This is a genomic window from Sinorhizobium medicae, from assembly GCF_007827695.1.
GTDB lineage: Bacteria > Pseudomonadota > Alphaproteobacteria > Rhizobiales > Rhizobiaceae > Sinorhizobium > Sinorhizobium medicae.
The window spans coordinates 30,303-51,048 of sequence record NZ_VITA01000003.1; the positions used below are offsets into that span (position 1 = coordinate 30,303).

A 20,746-nucleotide genomic window follows, 5' to 3' on the forward strand; every position below is an offset into this window, starting at 1 on the left:
GCAAATGCGAACGCTCGAGCCGATGGCAATCTCGGCGGCAACGGGCAGAAAGACAAGCACGCAGAGCGGGTGCCTCGCGCCGCCTACACCAAAGACTGAATCATCTGCAACCCTCGTGCGAGGATCAGATCGAGGCGAGATAGCCGCCGTCGACCGGAATGCAATGCCCCGTGACATAGGCCGCCGCATCGCTGCAGAGGAAAACCGCGACGCCGCCGATATCGCTTTCCTTGCCGAACCGCCGTTGCGGGATTTTCCCCAGCATCTGCTGTTGCCAGCCCTCGTCCTCGTAGAAGACCTCCGTCATGGCAGTGCGGAAATAGCCGGGAGCGATTGCGTTGACGCGGATATTGTGCGCTGCCCATTCCGTTGCAAGTGCCCGTGTCACTCCAAGCAGGCCGGACTTCGAGGCGCCGTAGGGAACTGCCGTCGGAATGCCGACATAGGATGTCAGCGAGCAGAGATTGACGATCGCGCCGCCGTTCGCTTCCGCCATGATCCGGCCTGCCGCCTGCGCACAGAAGAAGGCGCCTTTTAGATTGGTCGAGATGATCGTTTCCCAGAGCGCCTCGTCTACGTCGAAGGACGGTCTGACGTTCTCGAAGCCGGCATTGTTGACGAGAATGTCAAGCCCGCCCAAGCGCTCGGCCGCCGCTCCCGTCACACTTCCGCAAGCCCCGACATCGCGCACATCCTGGGCAAACGCCACCGCGCGCCTTCCGACCTTTTCGATCAAAACCCTGGTCTCTTCCAAGCCATCGATCGTTCGCGCCGTCACGGCCACGTCCGCCCCGGCCTCGGCCAGAGCCAAAGCGATAGACTGTCCAATGCCGCGGCTTGCTCCGGTGACGAGGGCGCGGCGGCCGGAAAGGTCGAAGATCGGGCGGGTCATGAAGGCTCCTTGTTCTGCTTCCCACCAATGACACCATCAATGAGACGACATGTCTATACATATGTACAGATCATGAATCCCGGCTTATGAATATCAAATGGCACTCCATGGAGACGGCAAAATGGCAGACCCTTCAAGCCCCATACGTGAGGAAATCCGTTCGATCGCTCCCTATAATGCCGGATTGACGCTCGAGGAGGTCCGGGCGAACCACCATGTCGAAAAAGTCGCTAAGCTCGGCTCCAACGAAAACCCGCTTGGCCCTTCGCCGGCCTTGCGCCGGCAATTTCCCGACATCGGCGAACTGGCCCGGCTTTATCCCGATCCGCAGGGCCGCGCCTTGTGCACCCGGCTGGCTGCCAGCTTCGATGTCGGGAGCGATCAGGTGATCCTCGGCAACGGCTCGGAAGATCTGATCGCCGTCATCTGCCGCTCGGTCGTTCGTCCCGGCGACACTGTGGCGACGCTCTATCCCTCCTTCCCCCTTCATGAAGACTACACGGCACTGATGGGCGGAAAGGTCGATCGCGTGACCGTTGCGCCGGACCTCACCGTGGACACGAAGACCCTTCTCGCCGCGATCTCCCGAAAGCCGCGTATGCTGATGTTCTCGAACCCGATGAACCCCGTCGGCTCATGGCTAACGCCGGACCAGCTGGCGCAGCTCATCGCTGGGCTCGATCCGGAAACACTCATCGTGGTCGACGAGGCCTATGCGGAATATGCAGCCGGTGACGATTATCCAAGCGCGGCCGAAATGCTGAAGGCAACCGGCTTGAACTGGGTCGTACTGCGTACCTTCTCCAAGGCTTACGGTCTGGCGGGCCTCCGCATCGGTTACGGCATCGTCAGCGACGGCAGCCTATGCGGCTTTTTCAATCGTGCGCGCACTCCATTCAACACCAATGCGATCGCCCAGGCAGCCGCCCTCACCGCCCTGGATGATGTCGGCCACCTGAACCGTTCCGTCGAGCTTGCTATTGTCGAGCGCGAACGGATGAAGAAAGAGCTAACGACGATGGGCTACCGGATTGCGCCTTCGAGATGCAATTTCCTGTTCATCGACGCGCGCACGGACGCAAGCGTCCTGGCCGGAGCGCTGCTCCGGCAGGGCGTAATTGTCAAACCCTGGAAACAACCTGGCTTCGAGACGTATATTCGCGTCAGTATCGGCTCGCCTGTGGAGAACGATCACTTCATCGAAGCGTTTCAAAAGGTCGAGGCGGCCGGGTGAGGCAGGCGTGAATCGGACGCCAATGCATGACGAAGCCTGTGCTCATGTGCGGCGCGCCTGCGGCCGTTCACCGGTATAGCGCAGGATCCAGATGCCTTGATTCTTATCGCTGATGTAGATGAAGCCACGACGATCGACGACGACATCTTCGGTCTGAAGAACTAACTTGTCCTCTGGCATTGGCCCGTAACGCCGTGTCGGCTCCGGCGGGATGAAATAGCCGACTTCGCGCGGGAGCCGCCTGTTGGATACGTCGTAGATGCGCAGTCCCGCATTGAAATGGGCGATGTAGAAGAGGTCGCCCTGTTTCTCGACATCTGGGTGATGCTGATGATGGTTGATGTTGTGTGGGCCCCGCCATCCGCCTCGTGTCGTGAAGTCGGAGTAAGGAGCCGCCGCCGGCGGAACAGGTTCCGGGAACAGCGAAAGCAGGAAGGGCGCGCTGGGATCCGATATGTCGACGATCGATGCATGATGCGCGGCGCCCTGCCCGTAAGTGACGTTTTCCGAGTTCGCGAATGCGATGCCCTGGTCGGGCACCGGCAGAACGCCGTGCACACCGAAGCGGGAATGAAACGGGGGACTAAAGCTCAGCCCGCCGATCTGCCGCGGCTGCGATACATCGCTTATGTCGAGCACGATCATGCCAGCTGCGCCGTAGGGCAGATATACGTGGTTTCCCGTGACATAGGCCGGCCCATGCAGTGAGACGTCCTCGCCGGCGCCGGAGCAGAACGCGCCGCACATGCATTGCGCTTGAAAACGCATCGGTTCCGCTCGTCTCCTCGAATGTGAGGCATTCGTTGGCAGAGCATCGAAGAAACTCTCGCCGCCGGCCTCGTGCTGCCCCGGCACCCACCAGCGTCCCGCTTCACGCGGATTGGCACGGTCTGAAATATCGAGGATGAGATAGATGTTGCCGCGATAACCCGGCATGGACGCCGCTACATGCACATAGCGACCTCCCGGATATAAGTTGCGATGGGTGCCGTTTGCACCGGTCTTGAAATGCGACAACAGTTGCGGGCTGAGCGGGTCTGCAATGTCCCAAATGAGAAGTCCTTCGTCGAAAGGAGCATTTGGATCCCCGCCGAAGTTGGCGAACGGCTTTTCCAGAGCGGTCACCATCGTGTCGCCCGACAGATCAACCTGCAGCGTCCACGTATTGGGCGTGGGATAAGCAACAAACTTGGCAACCCGCGGCTTGGCAGGATCGGTCACATCGACGATGCTCCAACCTGCATCCCAGAAGTGCCCCGTGTAGAGATACCACCAGCCCTTCACCTCGCGTATCGCCATCTTGAAGGCTGGACGATGTTCCATGTCGGTGTAGCCGACCGCTTCCACATTGTGCGCAAAGGCTCCCGCGGGAGCTGGTGAGTGCGACCGCTGTGGCTGCGCGATGGCTTCGCAGAGGAGACCGGATTGTGAAGCTGCGACAGCGGTCGCGCCTATAAGGGGTGCCTTCAGCATCTGCCGCCGCGAGATTTTCTGATCGCTCATGTGACCTCCTGCAAAACACGTTTGCGCAGGGTGATGGAGGAGATATATTCCGTCCAATATTGTTTTTTTCGTCTGTGATATCGAAATGGAAATTTGAATGGAGCACAGACTGCTTCAGTCCTATGTCGCCGTAGCGGAGGAACTGCATTTCGGCCGGGCGGCAAAACGGCTCAACATCTCGCAACCGCCGCTCACCAAGCAAATTCAGCAGTTGGAGCGTGAACTCGGCGTCGCCCTGTTCGAAAGAACCAAACGGAAGGTGGAGTTGACCGCTGCCGGCTCGGTCCTGCTGGAGGAAGCACGACGCCTGCTGCGGCAGACGGAAAACGCGGCCGAACTCGTTCGGAAGACGGAGCGTGGTGAGACGGGACATCTGGCGGTCGGCTTCATCGATGCGGCGATCTATAGCCTGGTGCCCAATGTCGTCGAACGCTTTACGCGGTCATACCCGCACGTCACGGTCGAGCTTGCGGACCTGCGCATCCCGGACCAAGTTCGCGGCGTGAGTGAAGGGCGGCTGGATGTCGGCTTCATCCACCCACCCATCCGCGGCGAACAGCTGGCAATCGAGACGGTCCTCGTCGAGCCGCTGGTGGTCGCTGTGCCACAGAGACACAGACTTGCGTCCCGCGCAGAAATCCCGCTGGCGGAGCTGGCAAATGAGGCGCTGATCCAGTTCCCCCGCAGCATCAATCCCACCCTCTATGACGAGATCATCGGACTTTGCCAAAGCTCAGGCTTCAATCCGAAAATCGTTCGGGAAGCAACGCCCAAGCAGACCATCATCGGCCTCGTTTCGGTCGGCCTTGGCGTATCGCTGCTTCCGAGATGCCTCGAAAACCTGAAGCGCGACGGTGTGGCCTATCGTCCCATTTCGGGGCCGAATCTCTCGATCGACACGTCGATTATCTATCGAAGCGACAGGCTAAGACCTGCGACGAAAGCCTTCATCAATGTCGTTCGCACCGTTGCGCGAGAGGCCGGCTGACCGGTCGACGGTAGACACCTGACAGAACGCGGACGCCGAAGCGCCCGCGTTCGCTTCGATTAACGGCGGCTGAGCCCCTGGTAGTATTCGCCTTCGCCGCCTTTCACGACCTCTGGCGCCGTCTTAATCCCGTTCGGGAAGCCGTAAGTGGCGGCATTCGTCCGGATGCCGCCAGTGGTGCGCCCATCAGTTCTCTTGACGGCCGTGGGAGCACCTCTCTTGGCATTGATGTCGGCGCCCTCGTAGTAATCGAACGCTGCGATCGCCGGTCCGACGCTTGCGAATGTCACAAACGACGCGAGGGCAGCTGATACTGAAATCTTGGTGATCATGGAATTCTCCGTTGTCCGTTGTTCCATCGCACGGGGTTGGGGAGGCGTCACGGCGCGATGGCGACGAGGTCCGAACTGGTGCTTAGGAACCGCACGGCGTTTGGACGAGGGAGATCCTAGATGCGAGTTGTCGCACGGTTATGCGGCGCTGTGGGCTGTTGATGGCAAAGTGTATCAAGACCGCCAGAGCAGGCTCGGACGGTGAGCGCCTTTATGTCTATGCTGCCGGGGAACATAAGCGTCCAGTAAACACCGTGGCGAGCGCGGAAGTTTGGGCGGTTGATACCGTTTGATACATTTTTTTGAATGCGGCGCCTCAGCACTGGCGCTATGAATTTCGAGGGCAAGTCCAGCGGGAAGACACCGGTATGCCACCGACCCCTCACATCGCCGTTGTAGATGATCATCGCGACATTCGGGACCTCGTCGGGAAGTATCTTACCCACCAGGGCTATCGCGTTTCCGTCGCCGAAAGCGGCGAAGCACTCCGGCGAATTCTGGAAAAAGGCGCGCCCGATCTCGTGGTGCTGGACATCATGATGCCGGGCGAGGACGGCCTTACCGTCTGCCGGCAGTTGCGCACGACAACGGAGCTGCCGGTCATTTTCCTGACGGCGATGGCGGACGGAACGGATCGGATCGTGGGCTTGGAGCTCGGCGCCGACGATTACATCACAAAGCCGTTCAACCCGCGCGAGCTCCTGGCAAGAATCCGGGCAGTGCTAAGGCGCGTCAACAGCCTGCCGCCCCAACGCGGCAGGATAAAGGCCAAGACCATCCGCTTCGACGTCTGGGAACTCGACACCGGACGCCGCGAACTTGTCGGGCGTGATGGGATCAGCGTGCCGTTGAGCACGGCTGAGTTCCGGCTTCTCAGCGCCTTCCTGGAGCATCCCGGCCTGGTGCTCAGCCGTGACCAGTTGCTTGATCTGACGGCCGGGCGGGCGGCCGAGAGTTTTGACCGCAGCATCGACAACCAGGTTAGCCGCTTGCGCAAGAAGATCGAGAGCGACCCGAAGAATCCCTCTTTGATCAAAACGCACTGGGGTGGAGGATACAGCTTCGTGGCGGAGGTAGAAGTCCACTGATGCGATGGTGGAGGAAGAGCCTTGCGGCTCAATTCATCTGTTTTCTGCTGATGGCGCTTGTGCTGTCGCAGGTGATCGGCTTTCTGATCTCCTGGGACGAACGCGACAAGGCGCTGCGCGCCGCGTCCAAAGGTGAGTTCTTGAGCCGCACGGCGTCACTTGCGGCGCTGCTCGAGTCGATTCCGCCGAGTTTCCATACGGATGTCCTGCGCGCGAGCGGTACGACCTACACGCGTTTCTGGATGTCAGAGCGCGATCCCGTCGATACCATCGCCTGGCGTAGACAGGCCGTTGCGCAACTGGAAGAACCGCTGCCCAATCTGCTCCCCGCCTATAGGCCGGCAGACCTCACTTCAGCGACGCCAAGCAGAACGCCCTCGGGCAAAGGTTTCCAGCTATTCGAGAAGGCAATCGCCTCCGAGGGCTGGACGCGCTTGTCTGCCGACATATGGACCCTGCCCCGCTTTGCCAAGTTTCTGCCGCTCGGCGATTCCCACGGTATGGGGCTTGCAGTGCAACTTAGCGACGGGCGCTGGCTGAACTCCGTCTATCGCAAGACCATGCCGAATCCGTTCTGGAATACGCAGTCGCTCGTCTCTCTTGCCGTGACGGCAACGACGCTTGCATTGATCGGCGTATTCGTCGCCAACCGCATCGCAAGGCCTATGCGCCGGCTGGCCGGCGCCGCAGAGGCTCTCGGCCGGGGCCAGTCCATCGAAGCCCTGCCGGAGACGGGCCCCGACGACATTCGCAGGACGACCGAAGCCTTCAACCGGATGCAGGCGCGACTTACGCGATTCGTCGAGGACAGGACGCGCATGCTCGCCGCCATCAGTCACGATCTTCGCACGCCGCTTACGTCGTTGCGCCTCCGGGCGGAATTCGTGACGGATGCCGACGCTCAACAGCGAATGATGGCGACGATCGACGAGATCCAGACGATGACAGAGGCTGCGCTCGCCTTTGCGCGAGAGGAATCGGTGACGGAAGCGACACGCGCAGTCAATCTGACGGCCTTGATAGAAAGCCTCTGCGATGACCTTGCTGACCTTGGGCAGAAGGTGAGATTTCTCGATAGTCCCAAGATCAACTACCGCTGTCGTCCGGATGGGCTCAGGCGTGCCGCCCGCAACTTGATCGAGAACGCCTTGCGCTACGGCGGCGAGGCTCGCGTGCAGGTCGACGAGAAACCGTCAATGGTTCAAATCGTCATCGAGGATAGTGGTCCTGGTATCGCCGAGGAAGATTTCGAGCGGGTTTTTGAGCCGTTCTTCCGGCTCGAGTCCTCGCGAAACCGCGAAACTGGTGGTGTTGGCCTGGGCTTGTCCATCGCCCGAGCGACGGTGCGCCACCACGGCGGCGATATCACGCTGTCGCGAATGCCGCGCGGCCTGAGGGCGACGATAGCCCTTCCCAGATCCCATCGGGGGCTTTGAGCCTTACAATCCTCGGCTGCTGTATCGGCCGCCCTCTCGTGCAGGGGATAGCCATCCTTCGCCGAAGCCCATCGGCCGTTGAGACATTTGGTTACAAGACAGCCGCTCGGCTGGCAAACCTCTGCGACAAACGACCACTATTCTTCAGGGAACGCAACGAAATCCCGGAGGACCGCACGCGTCCTTCACCCTCGGTCATGCTGCTAAGGGGACGTTCAATGAAATGCGCAACCATGTTCTCGACCGCCATCCTCGGTCTGCTTCTCTGTTCCAGTATAACCTCGGCTCAGGAGCATGCCGGCCCCGATGGCGAGAGGCTTTTCCGCAGCCGTTGTGGCTCCTGTCACGGCCTGAACACGGGTGAAAAACGCGTCGCGCCGCACCTTTTCGGGGTTTTCGGGCGCGCTGCAGGCAGTGTCGCGGGCGCTCGCTACTCGAACGCGCTCCGCACGTCCGGCTTCGTCTGGGACGAGGAACGCCTCCACGCCTATCTGAACAACCCTCGTCAGGTCGTGCCGGGTACTACCATGAGCGCCAGCGTTCGCGACCAGGCTCAACGCTCGGCCATCATCACATATCTGCAAAGCCTTTCGGCGGAGCCGCCCAACTAGGCATTCGCCGGTCCGGTGTATCGCGAATGGCTGCGATGCACCGTCGTCGTTCTCCTCGTTAACGATAGGATCATGTCATGGCTCGATTGACCATAAACGGCGAAATACGGGATATCGAAGTGGCCCCGGAGACACCCCTTCTCTGGGCGCTCCGGGAACAGGCGGGTCTCACCGGAACGAAGTTCGGCTGCGGGATAGCGCAATGCGGTGCCTGCACCGTCCTCATCGACGGCGTGGCGACCCGTTCCTGTGCGCTTCCGGCAAGCGCGGTAGGTCCAGATCAACAGATCCTCACGGTCGAGGGGCTGTCCAACGACGCCACCCATCCGATCCAGCAAGCCTGGCTCGCGCTCGACGTTCCGCAATGCGGTTACTGTCAGGCGGGCATGATCATGGCGGCTGCCGCCTTGCTCAACAGCACCCCGACACCCACGGACGACGACATCAGTGCTGAAATCACCAATATCTGCCGCTGCGGCACATACAACCGCGTCCGCGCGGCCATCAAGCTCGCAGCCGAAACCATGAGCGCATCTCGGAAAGGATGAGGGTTCAACCATGACAGTTGCAGCTTTGTCGCGCCGCCGTTTTCTGATTGGTACCGCTGCTGCGGCCGGCGGTTTCTCGCTCGGTTTTCATCTGCCTTTCGCGGCACAGGCTCAGGAGCGGGAGGCTATCCTTCCCGAAGTGAACGCCTGGGTGCTCATCCATCCTGACGACACCGTCGTAATCCGGATTGCTCGCTCAGAAATGGGTCAAGGAACCCTCACCGGACTGGCACAGCTCGTTGCGGAAGAGCTCGAATGCGACTGGTCGAAGGTGACGACCGAGTATCCGACACCCGGTGAAAGCCTGCGGCGGAATCGCATCTGGGGTAATTTCTCCACGGGCGGCAGCCGAGGAATTCGGGAATCGCACGAATATGTGCGCCAGGGCGGGGCTGCCGCGCGGGAAATGCTCATAGCGGCGGCGGCGACACTCTGGAAAGTGCCGGAAGCGGAATGCTCGGCGGCGAGCAGCATCATTACTCACAATCCCTCCGGGCGCAGCGTGACATATGGAGCAGTCGCTTCACTTGCCGCACACATGCAACCGCCGGCCGATGTGCGGCTGAAAGACCCGAAGGTTTGGAAAATCGCCGGCAAGCCGTTGCCGCGGCTCGATACGCGCGACAAACTTACGGGCAAGCAGGTCTATGGCGTCGATCTCCAACTGCCGGGCATGCTGAACGCCTCGATCAGAGCCTGTCCGGTCTTCGGCGGCAAGGTGGCGAGCTTCGATGCCGCAGCCGTATCGGGCATGCCAGGCGTTCGAAAGGTCGTTCAGGTCGATGAAACGGCAGTCGCCGTTGTCGCCGACACATGGTGGCAGGCACATTCGGCACTCCTGGCCCTGCCGATAGTCTGGGACGAAGGTCCAAACGAGAACGTCACCAGCCAATCGATTGCCGAAATGCTGAAAGAGGGTCTGGAGGCGGAAGACGCTGTAATCGGCACGCGCATTGGCGATGTCCGCACCGAACTTGCCGGGGACGTGAAGCTGGTCTCCGCAACCTATTCATACCCATACCAGCACCATGCAACCATGGAGCCAATGAATGCGACGGCGCTCTATACAACTGAAAGGTGCGAGGCGTGGGTGCCTACACAAAACGGCGAAGCAAGCCTGAGCCTGGTTGCGGAGGTCTCCGGGCTGCCGATCGAACAATGCGACGTTCACAAGCTTCATTTAGGCGGCGGGTTCGGCCGCCGTGGCTGGCACCAGGAATATCTTAGGCAGGCCGTCATTCTTGCCAAGGCGTTTCCGGGATCTCCGGTCAAACTCATCTGGTCCCGGGAGGAGGACATGCTTCACGGCGCCTACCATCCGGTTACACAGTGCAGACTGCGAGCTGCGCTCAACAAGAACGGCGAGGTCACGGCCTTCCACATGCGCATCAGCGGCCAGTCGATTCTTTGGCCGCTGCGCGCCGAGGTGCGCGAAACAGGACGCGATCCTGCGGTGTTCCAAGGCCTGAACGACGGCGGCAGCGAGGGCGCCTTCGGCTATACGATCTCTAACCTGCTCATCGACCATGCGATGCGAAATCCCCCTGTTCCTCCGGGGTTCTGGCGCGGGGTCAATCTCAATCAGAACGCTCTTTACGTCGAGTGCTTCGTGGATGAGCTGGCCCACGAGGCAGGCATCGACCCGCTCGAATTTCGGCGGAAGCTGCTTGTCGACAATCCGAAACACCTTGCAGTTCTCGAGGCGGTCGCCGAACGCGTTGGTTGGGGAAAGCCGGCGGAAAACGGCATCCATCGTGGCCTGGCCCAGATCATGGGCTTCGGCAGCTACGTGGCAGCCGCGGCAGAAGTCTCGGTCACGGGCGGCGAACTCAGAATCCACCGCATCGTTGCCGCAACGGACACGGGCCACATCGTCAATCCCGCACAGGCGGAGCGTCAGGTCGAGGGCTCCTTCGCCTACGGACTTTCTGCATGTCTGTTCGGGGAATGCACGATCGATGGGGGTCGGGTCGAGCAGGAGAATTTCGATACATATGAGGTCATGCGCATGGACCAGATGCCGGCCGTCGAAACGATTCTCGTCCCATCGGGGGACTTCTGGGGCGGGGTCGGCGAGCCGACGATCGCCGTCGCCGGACCAGCAGTCCTCAATGCGGTCTTTGCCGCCACAGGCAAGCGCGTTCGTCAACTACCGCTTAAAAACAACAGTCTTGCCGTTTGATCGGGGGCGCCAAACAAAACAATGCAGTCGAGGATTTTAACCGGCAGACACTTCGGGTAGCGTGCGCATCAGGATTAGGAGGACGCATGGGTCTGTCAGATATTTTCGGTCGATTGGTCGCACTGATCGGTTCCGCAACAATCCTTCTGCGGCACCGGGCAGGAGATTCCCTGGAACCGGCTTATGGCAGTGCCCCTGATATCCCGATCGCCAAGCCGCAGGGCATTCCCACCCTGAAGATGCCGACAGCCAGGGGATGGGCCGCGGAGCAAAGGCCGACTGCGGCGGCCGGGCTTAAGGTGAACGCATTCGCGGCCGGCCTCGAACATCCCCGTTGGATTCATGTGTTGCCGAATGGCGATGTGCTGGTTGCCGAGGCACTGAGCGAGCCGGGGGGCATCAAATCTGCCTTCGACTACGCCATGTTCAGCACGATGAAGCGCGCAGCCGCAGTGGGCGCCAGTCCGAATCGCATCACGCTGCTGCGTGATGCCGATGGCGACGGCGTGGCTGAAGTGCGCGCGGTATTTCTCGACGGACTCAACCAGCCGTTCGGCATGGAGTTGCTTGGCGACACGCTGTATGTCGGCAACACGGACGGCGTGGTTGCGTTCCCGTACAAGGCGGGCGACACGCGTATCGGCGCGACAGGCCGCAAGCTGGCTGATCTCAAGGCCGGCGGCCATTGGACGCGAAGTCTGCTGGCAAGTCGTGACGGGCGAAAGCTCTTTATCGGGGTCGGGTCGCTCAGCAACATAGGCGAGAGCGGCATGGCGTCAGAGGAAGGACGGGCCGCTATCCACGAGCTTGACCTCGATAGTGGTGAGCACCGCATATTTGCCTCCGGCCTGCGCAACCCGGTGGGCCTTGCGTGGGAGCCGACGACAGGCGCACTCTGGACGGTGGTCAACGAGCGCGATGGCCTGGGCGACGAGACGCCTCCCGACTATCTGACATCGGTGCGCGACGGCGGCTTTTATGGATGGCCTTATTGCTATTGGGGGCAGATCGTGGACGACCGGGTGCCGCAGGACCCGGCAATGGTCGCAACCGCCATAACACCGGATTATGCCTTGGGCGGACACACTGCATCGCTCGGCCTTTGCTGGCTTCCCGCAGGCACTCTGCCGGGCTTCTCGGACGGCATGGTCATCGGCCAGCATGGTTCCTGGAACCGCAGCACGTTGAGCGGCTACAAGGTTGTCTTCGTGCCCTTCGTGAATGGCCGGCCGGCAGGTCCGCCGCGTGACATTCTGACCGGCTTCCTTTCGCCGGACGAGCGGTCGTCCTATGGACGGCCGGTGGGCGTTTCCATCGGCTCGGACGGCGCCCTGTTAGTAGCAGACGATGTCGGCGATGTGGTCTGGCGGGTGACGGGCGAGGCGGAGCGCGGCTGAATGTGAAAGGAGTGCCGCGCACAGTAGGGGACAGGCGCTGCCATGAGAACCTCCATTATGTTCAAACTTCCATCAGCCTGGAGGACAGGAATTCGATGAAGCGCTGGGTCTTGGCTGGAATAAGGCGAGTTTCGGTGACGGCGTAAATGTTGACCGGCGACTTCTGCCATTCAGGCAGAATGCGTCGGAGCCGGCCGGAGGCCAAGTCATCCGCGATGATCTTCTCGGGAAGCAGGGCGATGCCCTGGTGGTTGACCGCCAGGGCGCGGATCATCCCGACGCTGTTGAGCGTGAAGCGGCCGCGAACGGCGACATCGACCTTGTTCGCCCCCCGGTGCAAAGTCCAGATCGGGCTCCGCAGCATGCCGATGCACTCGTGCTTCGCCAAGTCCGTCGGTGGCGCGGGCTCGCCTGACGCTTCGATATAGCCAGGAGACGCATAGAGGTGGTGCGAATGCCGCCCGATCAGGCGAGTGATCAAACTGGAGTCTTCGAGTTTGCCTATGCGGATCCCCACGTCGAAAGGCTCGGCGACCAGATCGACACGGCGCGGGGTCAGGTCGCATTCGAAAGTGATCCCGGGATAGTGTCGCGCGAATACGCCGATGATCGGCGTGAGGTAAAAAGTAGCGAGGTCGACCGGGAGCGAAACCCGGAGGACTCCGCTGGGCTGTTCGAGCATTGCGCCGAGCTGCTCGTGCGCCAGCCGTGCCTCGTCCACGATCCGCTTACTTCGTTCAAAATAGAGCTGACCGGCCTCGGTGAGCTCTATCTTGCGCGTCGTGCGGTGCAGGAGCCTCAGGCCGATCGCCTTCTCCGCGTCCGCGATATTGCCCTCTCGACCCTCTACGCGGCACCCTTTTGCGGGGCGATCGCGATGCCGGAGAGGTCGGCGACAGGATTGACTGGCGTGTTCGCTCCCTTGCGTTCTGAATAGCGGTCGACCAATTGGACCGAATGCGGCCGCAGGAGGATCGTAAAACGGATGAGTTCCTCCATGACATCGACGATGCGGTTGTAGTAGCTGGAAGGCTTCATCCGCCCGCTCGCATCGAATTCCTGGAACGCCTTGGCGACGCTCGACTGGTTGGGGATCGTGTACATGCGCATCCAACGCCCAAGAATACGCAGCGTGTTGACTGCGTTGAAGCTTTGCGAGCCGCCGGACACCTGCATGACAGCGAGGGTGCGGCCTTGTGTTGGACGGATGCCGCCCATGTTCAGTGGCAGGTGGTCGATCTGCGCCTTCATGATTCCGGTGATCTGGCCATGGCGCTCCGGCGAGCACCAGACCATTCCTTCGGACCAGATTGCATGGTCGCGGAGCTCCTTCACGGCCGGGTGATCGTCGCCCTTGACCTGGTCGGGCAGCGGCAGGTCCGAAGGATCGAAGATCCGGGTCTCGGCGCCGAAGTACTCAAGAATTCGTGCCGCCTCCTCTACGGAGAATCGGGAGTAGGAGTGCTCGCGCAGCGATCCGTAGAGGAGCAGGATGCGGGGCTTGTGGTCGATCGGCCCGAGGCCCTCCGCCGGATTGCGGTGTGCGTAGGCAGGGTCGAGAGCCGGCAGGTAATCGATGTCAGGAACGGTGCGCAATCTCATTTTCGGGTCTCCTTATGCTTCAGAGGCGACAGCCGCGGGAGCCGTTTCGGCGAAGTAGCGGCGGCCGAGCCAGAGTGCGAGCTGCACCAGCAGGATCAGCACAGGTACTTCCACAAGCGGTCCGATGACCGCGGCAAAGGCCACCGGGGACGCAAGACCGAAGGCGGCAATGGCGACGGCGATCGCCAGTTCGAAGTTGTTGCCCGCAGCCGTGAATGCAACCGCGGTGGTACGCGGATAGTCGGTGTCGATCAGTTTCGCCATGAAGAAACTGACGGTGAACATGATGACGAAGTAGATCGTCAGGGGGATCGCGATCAGGACGACATCGAACGGCAGCCTCACGACATCGCCGCCCTTCAGGCTGAACATCGCGACGATGGTGAACAGCAGCGCCGCAAGCGTGATCGGGCTGACCTTCGGCAGGAAGGCGTTCTCGTACCAGTCCTCGCCTTTTGCCTTCGTAAGGATGCGGCGCGACAGGTAACCTGCGAGGAACGGTATTCCGAGATAGATCAGCACTGCCTCGGCGATCGTCCAGAAGGACACGTCGATGACGCTTCCTTCGAGCCCGAAGAGTGGCGGCAGAAAGGTGAGGAAGAACCAGGCATATATGGTGAAGAAGAGGATCTGGAAGATCGAATTGAAGGCGACGAGACCTGCAACATACTGATTGTCGCCGCGGGCGAGCTGATTCCAGACAAGGACCATGGCGATGCAGCGAGCGAGACCGATCAGGATAAGCCCCGTCATATATTCCGGATAGTCGCGCAGGAACAGCACGGCGAGCCCGAACATGAGCACCGGGCCGATCAGCCAGTTCTGCACCAGCGAGAGCGTTAGTATACGCTTGTCGGCAAAGACCTGATGGAGCTCCTCGTAACGCACCTTGGCGAGCGGCGGATACATCATAAGGATGAGTCCGATCGCGATCGGAACGTTGGTGGTCCCGACGGAAAGACCATCGAGGGCTGCCGGCAGGCCCGTGAAAACCGTGCCGAGCACAAGGCCGAGCGCCATGGCGGAAAATATCCAGACTGTCAGATAGCGGTCGAGGAACGAGAGGCGGGTTGTGGGCTGAGCGGGACGCAATTGCGTTCTCCTTGCAAATAAGTTCGGTGCGCAGCCTCGCACGAGGCGTCGCTTAAGGTCGGTCCGACCTATAAACATCGTGGTCCAGAGCAATTCCAGGAAAAGTGCGTAGCGATTTTCGGTCCGGAATTTGCGCCAAAACAAAGAGTTAGAGAGTTTCCGCGGTTCGGAGAAAAGCGGAAATGCTAGACCTGCCGGCCGCTCGCGTCGACGACGACCTGGCCGTCCTCCTTTATGAAAGCGCCCTTCTGCTCTTGGGGCAGGATCTCCAGAACGGCCTCTGAAGGTCGGCACAGCTTCACGCCAAGTGGTGAGACGACGATGGGGCGGTTGATCAGGATGGGATGCTGCATCATCGCGTCAAGGAGTTGGCCATCGGTAAGAGCCGGATCGCCAAGGCCGAGTTCCTGGTATGGTGTCCCCTTTTCCCGAACCAAGTCGCGGACGGATATGCCCATACGGACGAGCAACTGCTCCAGCAGCGGCCGGCTTGGGGGAGTCTTCAAATATTCGACCACATGCGGTTCAATCCCGGCATTGCGTATCATAGCCAAGGTGTTCCGCGACGTCCCGCAATCCGGGTTGTGATAGATGACGATGTCGATCGGGTCTGTCATGCGACGTCGGGCCTTTGCGAAGTGGAGCCTTCCATCTGGCCTATTTCGTGCAGTCTCGCCGTCAGGCTCAGCCGCTCCAGGCTTTCCACAGGAAGCGCTGCGAAGGCAGCGATGCGAAGTTTCATATGGCGAAGCGTCGTGGCGAAGGCGACGCGCTTCTCGGCGTCTGTCCCCTCGACGGCTGCCGGGTCATCGACGCCCCAATGCGCTGTCATGGGCTGTCCCGGCCAGACCGGGCAGGCCTCGCCCGCCGCGTTGTCGCAGACGGTGAAGACGAAATCGAGTTCGGGCGCGCCGGGCACGGCAAACTCGTCCCAACTCTTTGACCGAAGCCCTTCGACGGGATAGTGGTGGCCCGCGAGCGTCTCGATGGCGAACGGATTGACCTTGTTCTTAGGTTGGCTCCCCGCGGAATAGGCATTGAACTTACCGGCTCCATCCCTTCGCAGAACGCTTTCCGCGATGATCGAACGTGCGGAATTGCCCGTGCAGAGAAACATCACATTGAACGTCGTCTTGGCCATCAGGTTACCTTTTCCTTTGAACGACAGGGATCAAGTTCCTCGACCAGCGGGGCGCAGAGATCGGCATTCCCCCCGCAGCAATCCTTGACCAGAAAGAGAGTGAGATCGCGCAGGCGCGAAACATCCGCGCGGTAGACGATAAGGCGGCTGCGGCGCTCGGAAGACACCAGACCCGCCCGAGCAAGAATATTCAGATGCGTCGACATGGTGTTGTGGGGCACCGCCAAGGCGCGAGCGATATCGCCTGCGGGCAACCCATGGGGCTCATGCCGGACAAGCAGGCGGAAGGTCTCCAGCCGGGTCGACTGGGCGAGTGCCGCAAGGGCGAGAATTGCGTTTTCCTGTTCCATATGTCGAGAATACCCGAAATATGGACAACGTCAAGCGTCAGGTGCTACACGAGACGCGGAGCTCTTCCTGTGCCCGGGCGATCAACACTGCTTCGCCGATCGTTCAATCCCGTCCTGCGGCACGCATGCAACCGCTATAAGGGGAAGCCGGTCGGCATCGTCAGGACCGGCGGAGGGTCAGGTCCGCCTCGACAGGACGATGTGGCTCGCCTTTTCCGACGGGACGTACTCGGTCACCTCGTAGCCGAGGCGAGGCAGGTCCATATCGGCAAAGAGCGCCTCACCGCTGCCGAGGAGGATCGGCGCGATCGCGATATGCATCTCGTCAACCAGACGGGCGTTCAGATACTGCCGGATGGTGGCGCTGCCGCCGCCAAGGCGGACATCACGCCCGTCCGCCGCTTCCCTGGCACTGCTGAGCGCGGCTTCGATGCCGTTGGTGACGAAGTGGAAGACGGTGCCGCCCTCCATTTCCAGCGACGGACGCGCATGGTTTGTCAGGACGAAGACAGGGCCATGATAGGGCGGGTTTTCGCCCCACCAGCCCCTCCAGGATTGGTCGGGCCAGGGTCCCCGCACCGGCCCGAACATGTTCCGGCCGAGGATCCAGGCGCCGATATTGTCGAACCCCCGTGCAGCGAAATCCTCGTCGATGCCGGTCGTTCCCTCCTTCTTGCCTGACATCCGCTGGAAGGTGTGAGTAGGGACAAACCACTCGTGCAAAGCTTCTCCGCCCCTGCCCAACGGATTGTCGAGGTTCTGGTCGGGTCCGGCGGCGTATCCGTCGAGCGAAATCGAGAAAGCATGAATTCGAAGCCGGGACATGGTTTTTCTCCTGAAATGCTTGGTGAATCGGACGATCTGGCGGGCGGCTTAATCGTTCGGGTGCGTGTTGGTGTGCTTCGTGATCGCGGAGATGATCTCATCCCAGTCCGCCGGGTGCAGCTCGTGTCCGCCCCCAGAGATCTCGACCAGCTTGGCTCCATTGACCGCCGCCACGAGGGCCGCTCCATGCTCTGCCGGAAATACAGGATCAGCGGTGCCGTGGATGACCAGAAGCGGCACTTTCATCTCGTGCAGCCGACCTTGCCACGCATCGCTGATCTCAAAGAGGATGCTGTGATTAGTGGCGCTGAGATAACCGTCTGAGCGGTCGAAATCCCTTTCGATGAAGGCTCCGGTCTCGGCCCGCTCGAACGGATGTGCCGTGCTTGCGACCAAGCGCGCATCCTCGACCATGTAAGCGACCGCCTCTGCCCGGTTTGTCCAGTCCACCTTCACGTTCATGTGGTCCATCCAGGCCCTCCCGCTCTCCGGGAGATGGGATGTGTTCATCCCGATCGGCGAACTGCTGATCGCCGTCAGGGAACGCACGCGCTCGGGATGCTTGAGCGCGGCAGCCTGGCCGACCATCCCACCGAGAGACATCCCGACGACGTGGGCGGCGGAAATCCCGTAACAGTCGAGCACCCGGATGACGTCGTCAACAGCATCATCGAAAGCATATCCCGGCCGACCTGGCGGGTACTTCGTCGAGAGACCGGTGTCGCGCTGATCGTAGCGAATAACAAAGCGGCCGCGTTCCGCTAACTGGCGGCAGAATCTCTCACGCCACCACAGCATGGATGCCATTCCCCCCATGATGAGAAGGACCGGGGGATGCGCCGATTCGCCGAAGGCTTCGGTGGCGATCTCGACATCATGACTCCTGACGAAACGCATGCTCATGGAAGCCTCCCGGTCATGCTCCAGTTGATTGCGATATGCAACTGGTTGCAGATTTACTACAAGCGATTTCCTTCTGCAACCAGTTTCGCATAATTCCAAACACGCCGCTGGACGCCCCAACTCCGGCTGCGCGCATCCCCCCGCTCCTTGCCGATACGCGTCCGGATCGCTAAACCCCTGATGAGGGTCCACTCGGATAAGTACAACTCTCTCCGCCGCAAATCTTCTCCAGCGCCATGATCTCATCGTGAAGTATACCTACGACAACCTCAGGTACTTAAGAAAAATCGCAAGTTGCGGGAAAAATGTTATCCACACAACCACCCAGGTATTTCTTAGGCAGAAACAACTACTTGCTTCCACACGAACAATCCGGCCGTAAGTGCTGTCACCGTTATGCCTCATTCGACCCTCACCACCCCGGCCGTCAAAACAGCAGGGAGTAAACGAATGAACATCAATGGAACTAGCGTCGCCAACAAGCTCATCGGCACGAACCTTGCGGACACGCTCCGGGGTTACGATGGCAATGACGTCATTTGGGGCGATGCTGGTGACGACTATCTCGATGGAGGGCTCGGCAACGACACGCTCTATGGCGGCCTCGGCAACGACTTTTTCAAGGTCGGTGCGGGAGATGACTACGCCGAAGGCGGCGACGGCAACGACAGCTTCGATGGCGGCGCTGGCGCCGATACGCTGATCGGCGGGCTCGGCAACGATACCTTCTCCGGCGAGGACGGCAATGACATCATCGACGGCGGCGATGGTCATGACCATATTCTGGGGGGCCCCGGCAACGACGAGATTCACGGTGGCGCAGGTGAGGAATACATCGACGCCGGATTGGGAGACGACATCATCTATGCCGGCTCGGGAAATGACGGCTTCAACAACCGCATCGACCCCGCGACAGGCAAGCTGACGCAGCAGGCGGTCGGTGGTGGCGCCGGCAACGATACGATCTATGGCGAAGAGGGCAGTGACGCCCTGAAGGGCCAATCCGGGCACGACCGGGTCTATGGCGGCATAGGCGACGACATTGTCGACGGCGGCGACGGGAACAACTACCTCGACGGCGGTGATGGGAATGACGTGCTCGATTCCGAGGGCGGCATCGACGAAGCCCGTGGCGGTATCGGCAACGATCGGATTGCCGTGGGCGGCGGCAATGATCTGGCATACGGAGATGCCGGCGACGATATCCTGTCGGGAGCAGCGGGCGATGACATCCTTGATGGCGGCCTCGGCAACGACCTTGTCACTGCCGGGGACGGAAACGACACGCTACGCGGTGACGCTGGGAAAGATACCCTTCTCGCCGAGGCGGGAAGCGACATCCTCTGGGGTGGGGCCGACGCCGATCGCTTCGTGTTCAAGGGCGCCGGTTCGCTCGTCGGACGGGATTCCGTTATGGACTTTCAGAACGGCGTCGATCTGTTTGTTCTGGAGAACCTTGGAATCAAGCAATATTCGAGTTCCGGCGCGGCGGGCACGATTTACGCGTACAATGACGCGAGCGGAGACGTGATGTTGAAAGGCTATGATTCTGCGGGCAACGCGGTGACGATACATGTCGACGATCCGGCGAATAGCCTCGCTGCCTCTCACTTCAGCAGCGCGGATTTTCTCTTCGCTTGATCGAACTTCGAACGCCGCACGCATCCGGTGTGCGGCGTTCGATGTGGCGTCAAAGCGATGAAGGGACTTCTGCGCGGATCATGCAAATCGGGATCCGCTGGAGCCTTCTGAAGCCTCGGGTGGAACACACTGTCGGGCAAGCCACGCCTTGTCGCCCCCTTTTGCCCATCCGCCCGAATTGATCGTCGCGTGGCACCGCGAGACCCGCGCTGTCAGGGCTATGGCAGCAGCAATCCGCCGTCCACATGCATGACCTGCCCCGTAATATGGCGTGCTCCGGGCGAGAGGAGGAAGGCGACGAGCTCCGCCACGTCGACCGGTTCACCGAGCCTGCCATTCGGCGTCACCGCGCGCGCGCTCTCCATGGCTGCGGACGACGTCGCGGCATGGCCTCCGTTGTCCTTGCGCGTGAACCCGGGCGCCACACAGTTTACCGTCACGCCTTCGGGCGCCAGTTGGGCCGCCAGCGATTTGGCCAGAGCCTCGAGTGCAGCCTTGGCGGCACCTGATGCGGGAAAATGCATGCCGTTCGTCCCGAAGCCGTGCGCGACGAACGAACTGACGGCAACCACGCGCGCCTGCGCAGATGATCTAAGATCCGGCAAGGCGGCGTCGACCAGCCGGAAAAACGCCATCGGCATCATGTCGAACGCCGCCTGCAGGTCCGCGTCCGTCAGCTGGCCGAATGTGGATCGCTGCGCGCGGCCGGCATTGGAGACGATCTGATCGAGGCCACCGAATGCTGCGCGCGCCGCTTCGACGAGACGTCCGGGGACCGCCGGATCGGACAGGTCCCCGAGTTCGGTGGCGACTTCGGCGCCTTTTGCGCCTGCCTCCTCCGTGACTTTCCTCAGCCCTTCCACATTGGCGCCAGTGTGCAACAGGAGCCGCATGCCAGGCGCGGCGATACGCCGCGCGATCGCGGCGCCGATCCCGCTGCCGGCGCCGGTAACGAGAATTCTTGGTGCGTCTGTCATGGCG

At 61.1% G+C, this 20,746-nt stretch carries 21 protein-coding genes; 9 read left to right on the plus strand and 12 right to left on the minus strand.

Going from position 1 to position 20,746, the window contains the following annotated elements; translation table 11 throughout:
- Positions 1-124: 124 nt before the first annotated feature.
- On the minus strand, positions 125-892 hold the full coding sequence (locus FB009_RS05695) for an SDR family NAD(P)-dependent oxidoreductase (protein WP_101799615.1): 768 nt from the start codon (positions 890-892) through the stop codon (positions 125-127).
- 121 nt (positions 893-1,013) lie between these two features.
- Here FB009_RS05695 and FB009_RS05700 point away from each other — a divergent pair, with 121 nt between their 5' ends.
- On the plus strand, positions 1,014-2,126 hold the full coding sequence (locus FB009_RS05700) for a histidinol-phosphate transaminase (protein WP_102045749.1): 1,113 nt from the start codon (positions 1,014-1,016) through the stop codon (positions 2,124-2,126).
- A 42-nt stretch (positions 2,127-2,168) separates the two neighbouring features.
- Here the strand turns inward: FB009_RS05700 and FB009_RS05705 are convergent, their stop codons facing one another.
- The gene (locus tag FB009_RS05705; protein WP_234837579.1) at positions 2,169-3,473 is read right to left on the minus strand and encodes an LVIVD repeat-containing protein; all 1,305 of its coding nucleotides are present in this window, start codon (positions 3,471-3,473) and stop codon (positions 2,169-2,171) included.
- A gap of 253 nt (positions 3,474-3,726) precedes the next feature.
- On the opposite strand from FB009_RS05705, the gene FB009_RS05710 reads away from it, so the two are divergent.
- Positions 3,727-4,617 (plus strand): LysR family transcriptional regulator, encoded by an 891-nt coding sequence (locus tag FB009_RS05710; RefSeq protein ID WP_127580551.1) that lies wholly within the window; start codon positions 3,727-3,729, stop codon positions 4,615-4,617.
- Between the two features lie 59 nt (positions 4,618-4,676).
- Here the strand turns inward: FB009_RS05710 and FB009_RS05715 are convergent, their stop codons facing one another.
- The gene (locus tag FB009_RS05715; protein WP_018012277.1) at positions 4,677-4,949 is read right to left on the minus strand and encodes a hypothetical protein; all 273 of its coding nucleotides are present in this window, start codon (positions 4,947-4,949) and stop codon (positions 4,677-4,679) included.
- Between the two features lie 368 nt (positions 4,950-5,317).
- Here FB009_RS05715 and FB009_RS05720 point away from each other — a divergent pair, with 368 nt between their 5' ends.
- From FB009_RS05720 to FB009_RS05745, 6 genes are all read left to right on the plus strand, one after another.
- Positions 5,318-6,037, plus strand: coding sequence for a response regulator (locus tag FB009_RS05720; RefSeq protein WP_024324392.1), 720 nt, complete (start codon positions 5,318-5,320; stop codon positions 6,035-6,037).
- On the plus strand, positions 6,037-7,473 hold the full coding sequence (locus FB009_RS32635) for a sensor histidine kinase (protein ID WP_029723090.1): 1,437 nt from the start codon (positions 6,037-6,039) through the stop codon (positions 7,471-7,473). The genes FB009_RS05720 and FB009_RS32635 overlap by 1 nt, the downstream gene beginning before the upstream one ends.
- A 218-nt stretch (positions 7,474-7,691) precedes the next feature.
- Positions 7,692-8,084, plus strand: a complete 393-nt coding sequence (locus tag FB009_RS05730) for a c-type cytochrome (protein WP_024324394.1) — start codon at positions 7,692-7,694, stop codon at positions 8,082-8,084.
- Positions 8,085-8,161: 77 nt separating this feature from the next.
- Positions 8,162-8,632 (plus strand): (2Fe-2S)-binding protein, encoded by a 471-nt coding sequence (locus tag FB009_RS05735; protein WP_024324395.1) that lies wholly within the window; start codon positions 8,162-8,164, stop codon positions 8,630-8,632.
- A 10-nt stretch (positions 8,633-8,642) separates the two neighbouring features.
- Entirely contained in the window at positions 8,643-10,814 is a 2,172-nt protein-coding gene (locus FB009_RS05740; RefSeq protein ID WP_024324396.1) for a xanthine dehydrogenase family protein molybdopterin-binding subunit, read from the plus strand.
- Positions 10,815-10,900: 86 nt separating this feature from the next.
- A complete protein-coding gene (locus FB009_RS05745) occupies positions 10,901-12,211 on the plus strand; it encodes a PQQ-dependent sugar dehydrogenase (protein WP_024324397.1) in 1,311 nt (436 codons plus the stop codon).
- Positions 12,212-12,272: 61 nt separating this feature from the next.
- Here FB009_RS05745 and FB009_RS05750 read toward each other — a convergent pair whose 3' ends face one another.
- The 8 genes from FB009_RS05750 to FB009_RS05785 all read right to left on the minus strand — a co-directional run bounded on the left by FB009_RS05750 (position 12,273) and on the right by FB009_RS05785 (position 18,124).
- The gene (locus FB009_RS05750) at positions 12,273-13,160 is read right to left on the minus strand and encodes a LysR family transcriptional regulator (RefSeq protein WP_234837580.1); all 888 of its coding nucleotides are present in this window, start codon (positions 13,158-13,160) and stop codon (positions 12,273-12,275) included.
- The gene (gene arsH / locus FB009_RS05755) at positions 13,058-13,813 is read right to left on the minus strand and encodes an arsenical resistance protein ArsH (protein ID WP_018012270.1); all 756 of its coding nucleotides are present in this window, start codon (positions 13,811-13,813) and stop codon (positions 13,058-13,060) included. Before arsH ends, FB009_RS05750 begins: the two co-directional genes overlap by 103 nt.
- A gap of 12 nt (positions 13,814-13,825) precedes the next feature.
- Positions 13,826-14,905, minus strand: coding sequence for an ACR3 family arsenite efflux transporter (gene arsB / locus FB009_RS05760; protein WP_018210222.1), 1,080 nt, complete (start codon positions 14,903-14,905; stop codon positions 13,826-13,828).
- Between the two features lie 185 nt (positions 14,906-15,090).
- The gene (gene arsC / locus FB009_RS05765) at positions 15,091-15,522 is read right to left on the minus strand and encodes an arsenate reductase (glutaredoxin) (RefSeq protein ID WP_018012268.1); all 432 of its coding nucleotides are present in this window, start codon (positions 15,520-15,522) and stop codon (positions 15,091-15,093) included.
- Positions 15,519-16,046 carry an arsenate reductase ArsC gene (locus FB009_RS05770; RefSeq protein ID WP_018210223.1) on the minus strand — a complete coding sequence of 176 codons (528 nt, stop codon included), beginning with the start codon at positions 16,044-16,046 and terminating at the stop codon, positions 15,519-15,521. The genes arsC and FB009_RS05770 overlap by 4 nt, the downstream gene beginning before the upstream one ends.
- A complete protein-coding gene (locus FB009_RS05775) occupies positions 16,046-16,396 on the minus strand; it encodes an ArsR/SmtB family transcription factor (protein ID WP_011969946.1) in 351 nt (116 codons plus the stop codon). Before FB009_RS05775 ends, FB009_RS05770 begins: the two co-directional genes overlap by 1 nt.
- 177 nt (positions 16,397-16,573) lie before the next feature.
- The gene (locus FB009_RS05780; protein ID WP_018210224.1) at positions 16,574-17,221 is read right to left on the minus strand and encodes a dihydrofolate reductase family protein; all 648 of its coding nucleotides are present in this window, start codon (positions 17,219-17,221) and stop codon (positions 16,574-16,576) included.
- A 48-nt stretch (positions 17,222-17,269) separates the two neighbouring features.
- The gene (locus tag FB009_RS05785) at positions 17,270-18,124 is read right to left on the minus strand and encodes an alpha/beta fold hydrolase (RefSeq protein WP_033044831.1); all 855 of its coding nucleotides are present in this window, start codon (positions 18,122-18,124) and stop codon (positions 17,270-17,272) included.
- A gap of 450 nt (positions 18,125-18,574) precedes the next feature.
- On the opposite strand from FB009_RS05785, the gene FB009_RS05790 reads away from it, so the two are divergent.
- Positions 18,575-19,765, plus strand: a complete 1,191-nt coding sequence (locus FB009_RS05790) for a calcium-binding protein (protein WP_018012264.1) — start codon at positions 18,575-18,577, stop codon at positions 19,763-19,765.
- Between the two features lie 218 nt (positions 19,766-19,983).
- Here FB009_RS05790 and FB009_RS05795 read toward each other — a convergent pair whose 3' ends face one another.
- Positions 19,984-20,742 (minus strand): SDR family NAD(P)-dependent oxidoreductase, encoded by a 759-nt coding sequence (locus FB009_RS05795; RefSeq protein ID WP_018210227.1) that lies wholly within the window; start codon positions 20,740-20,742, stop codon positions 19,984-19,986.
- Positions 20,743-20,746: the final 4 nt, after the last annotated feature.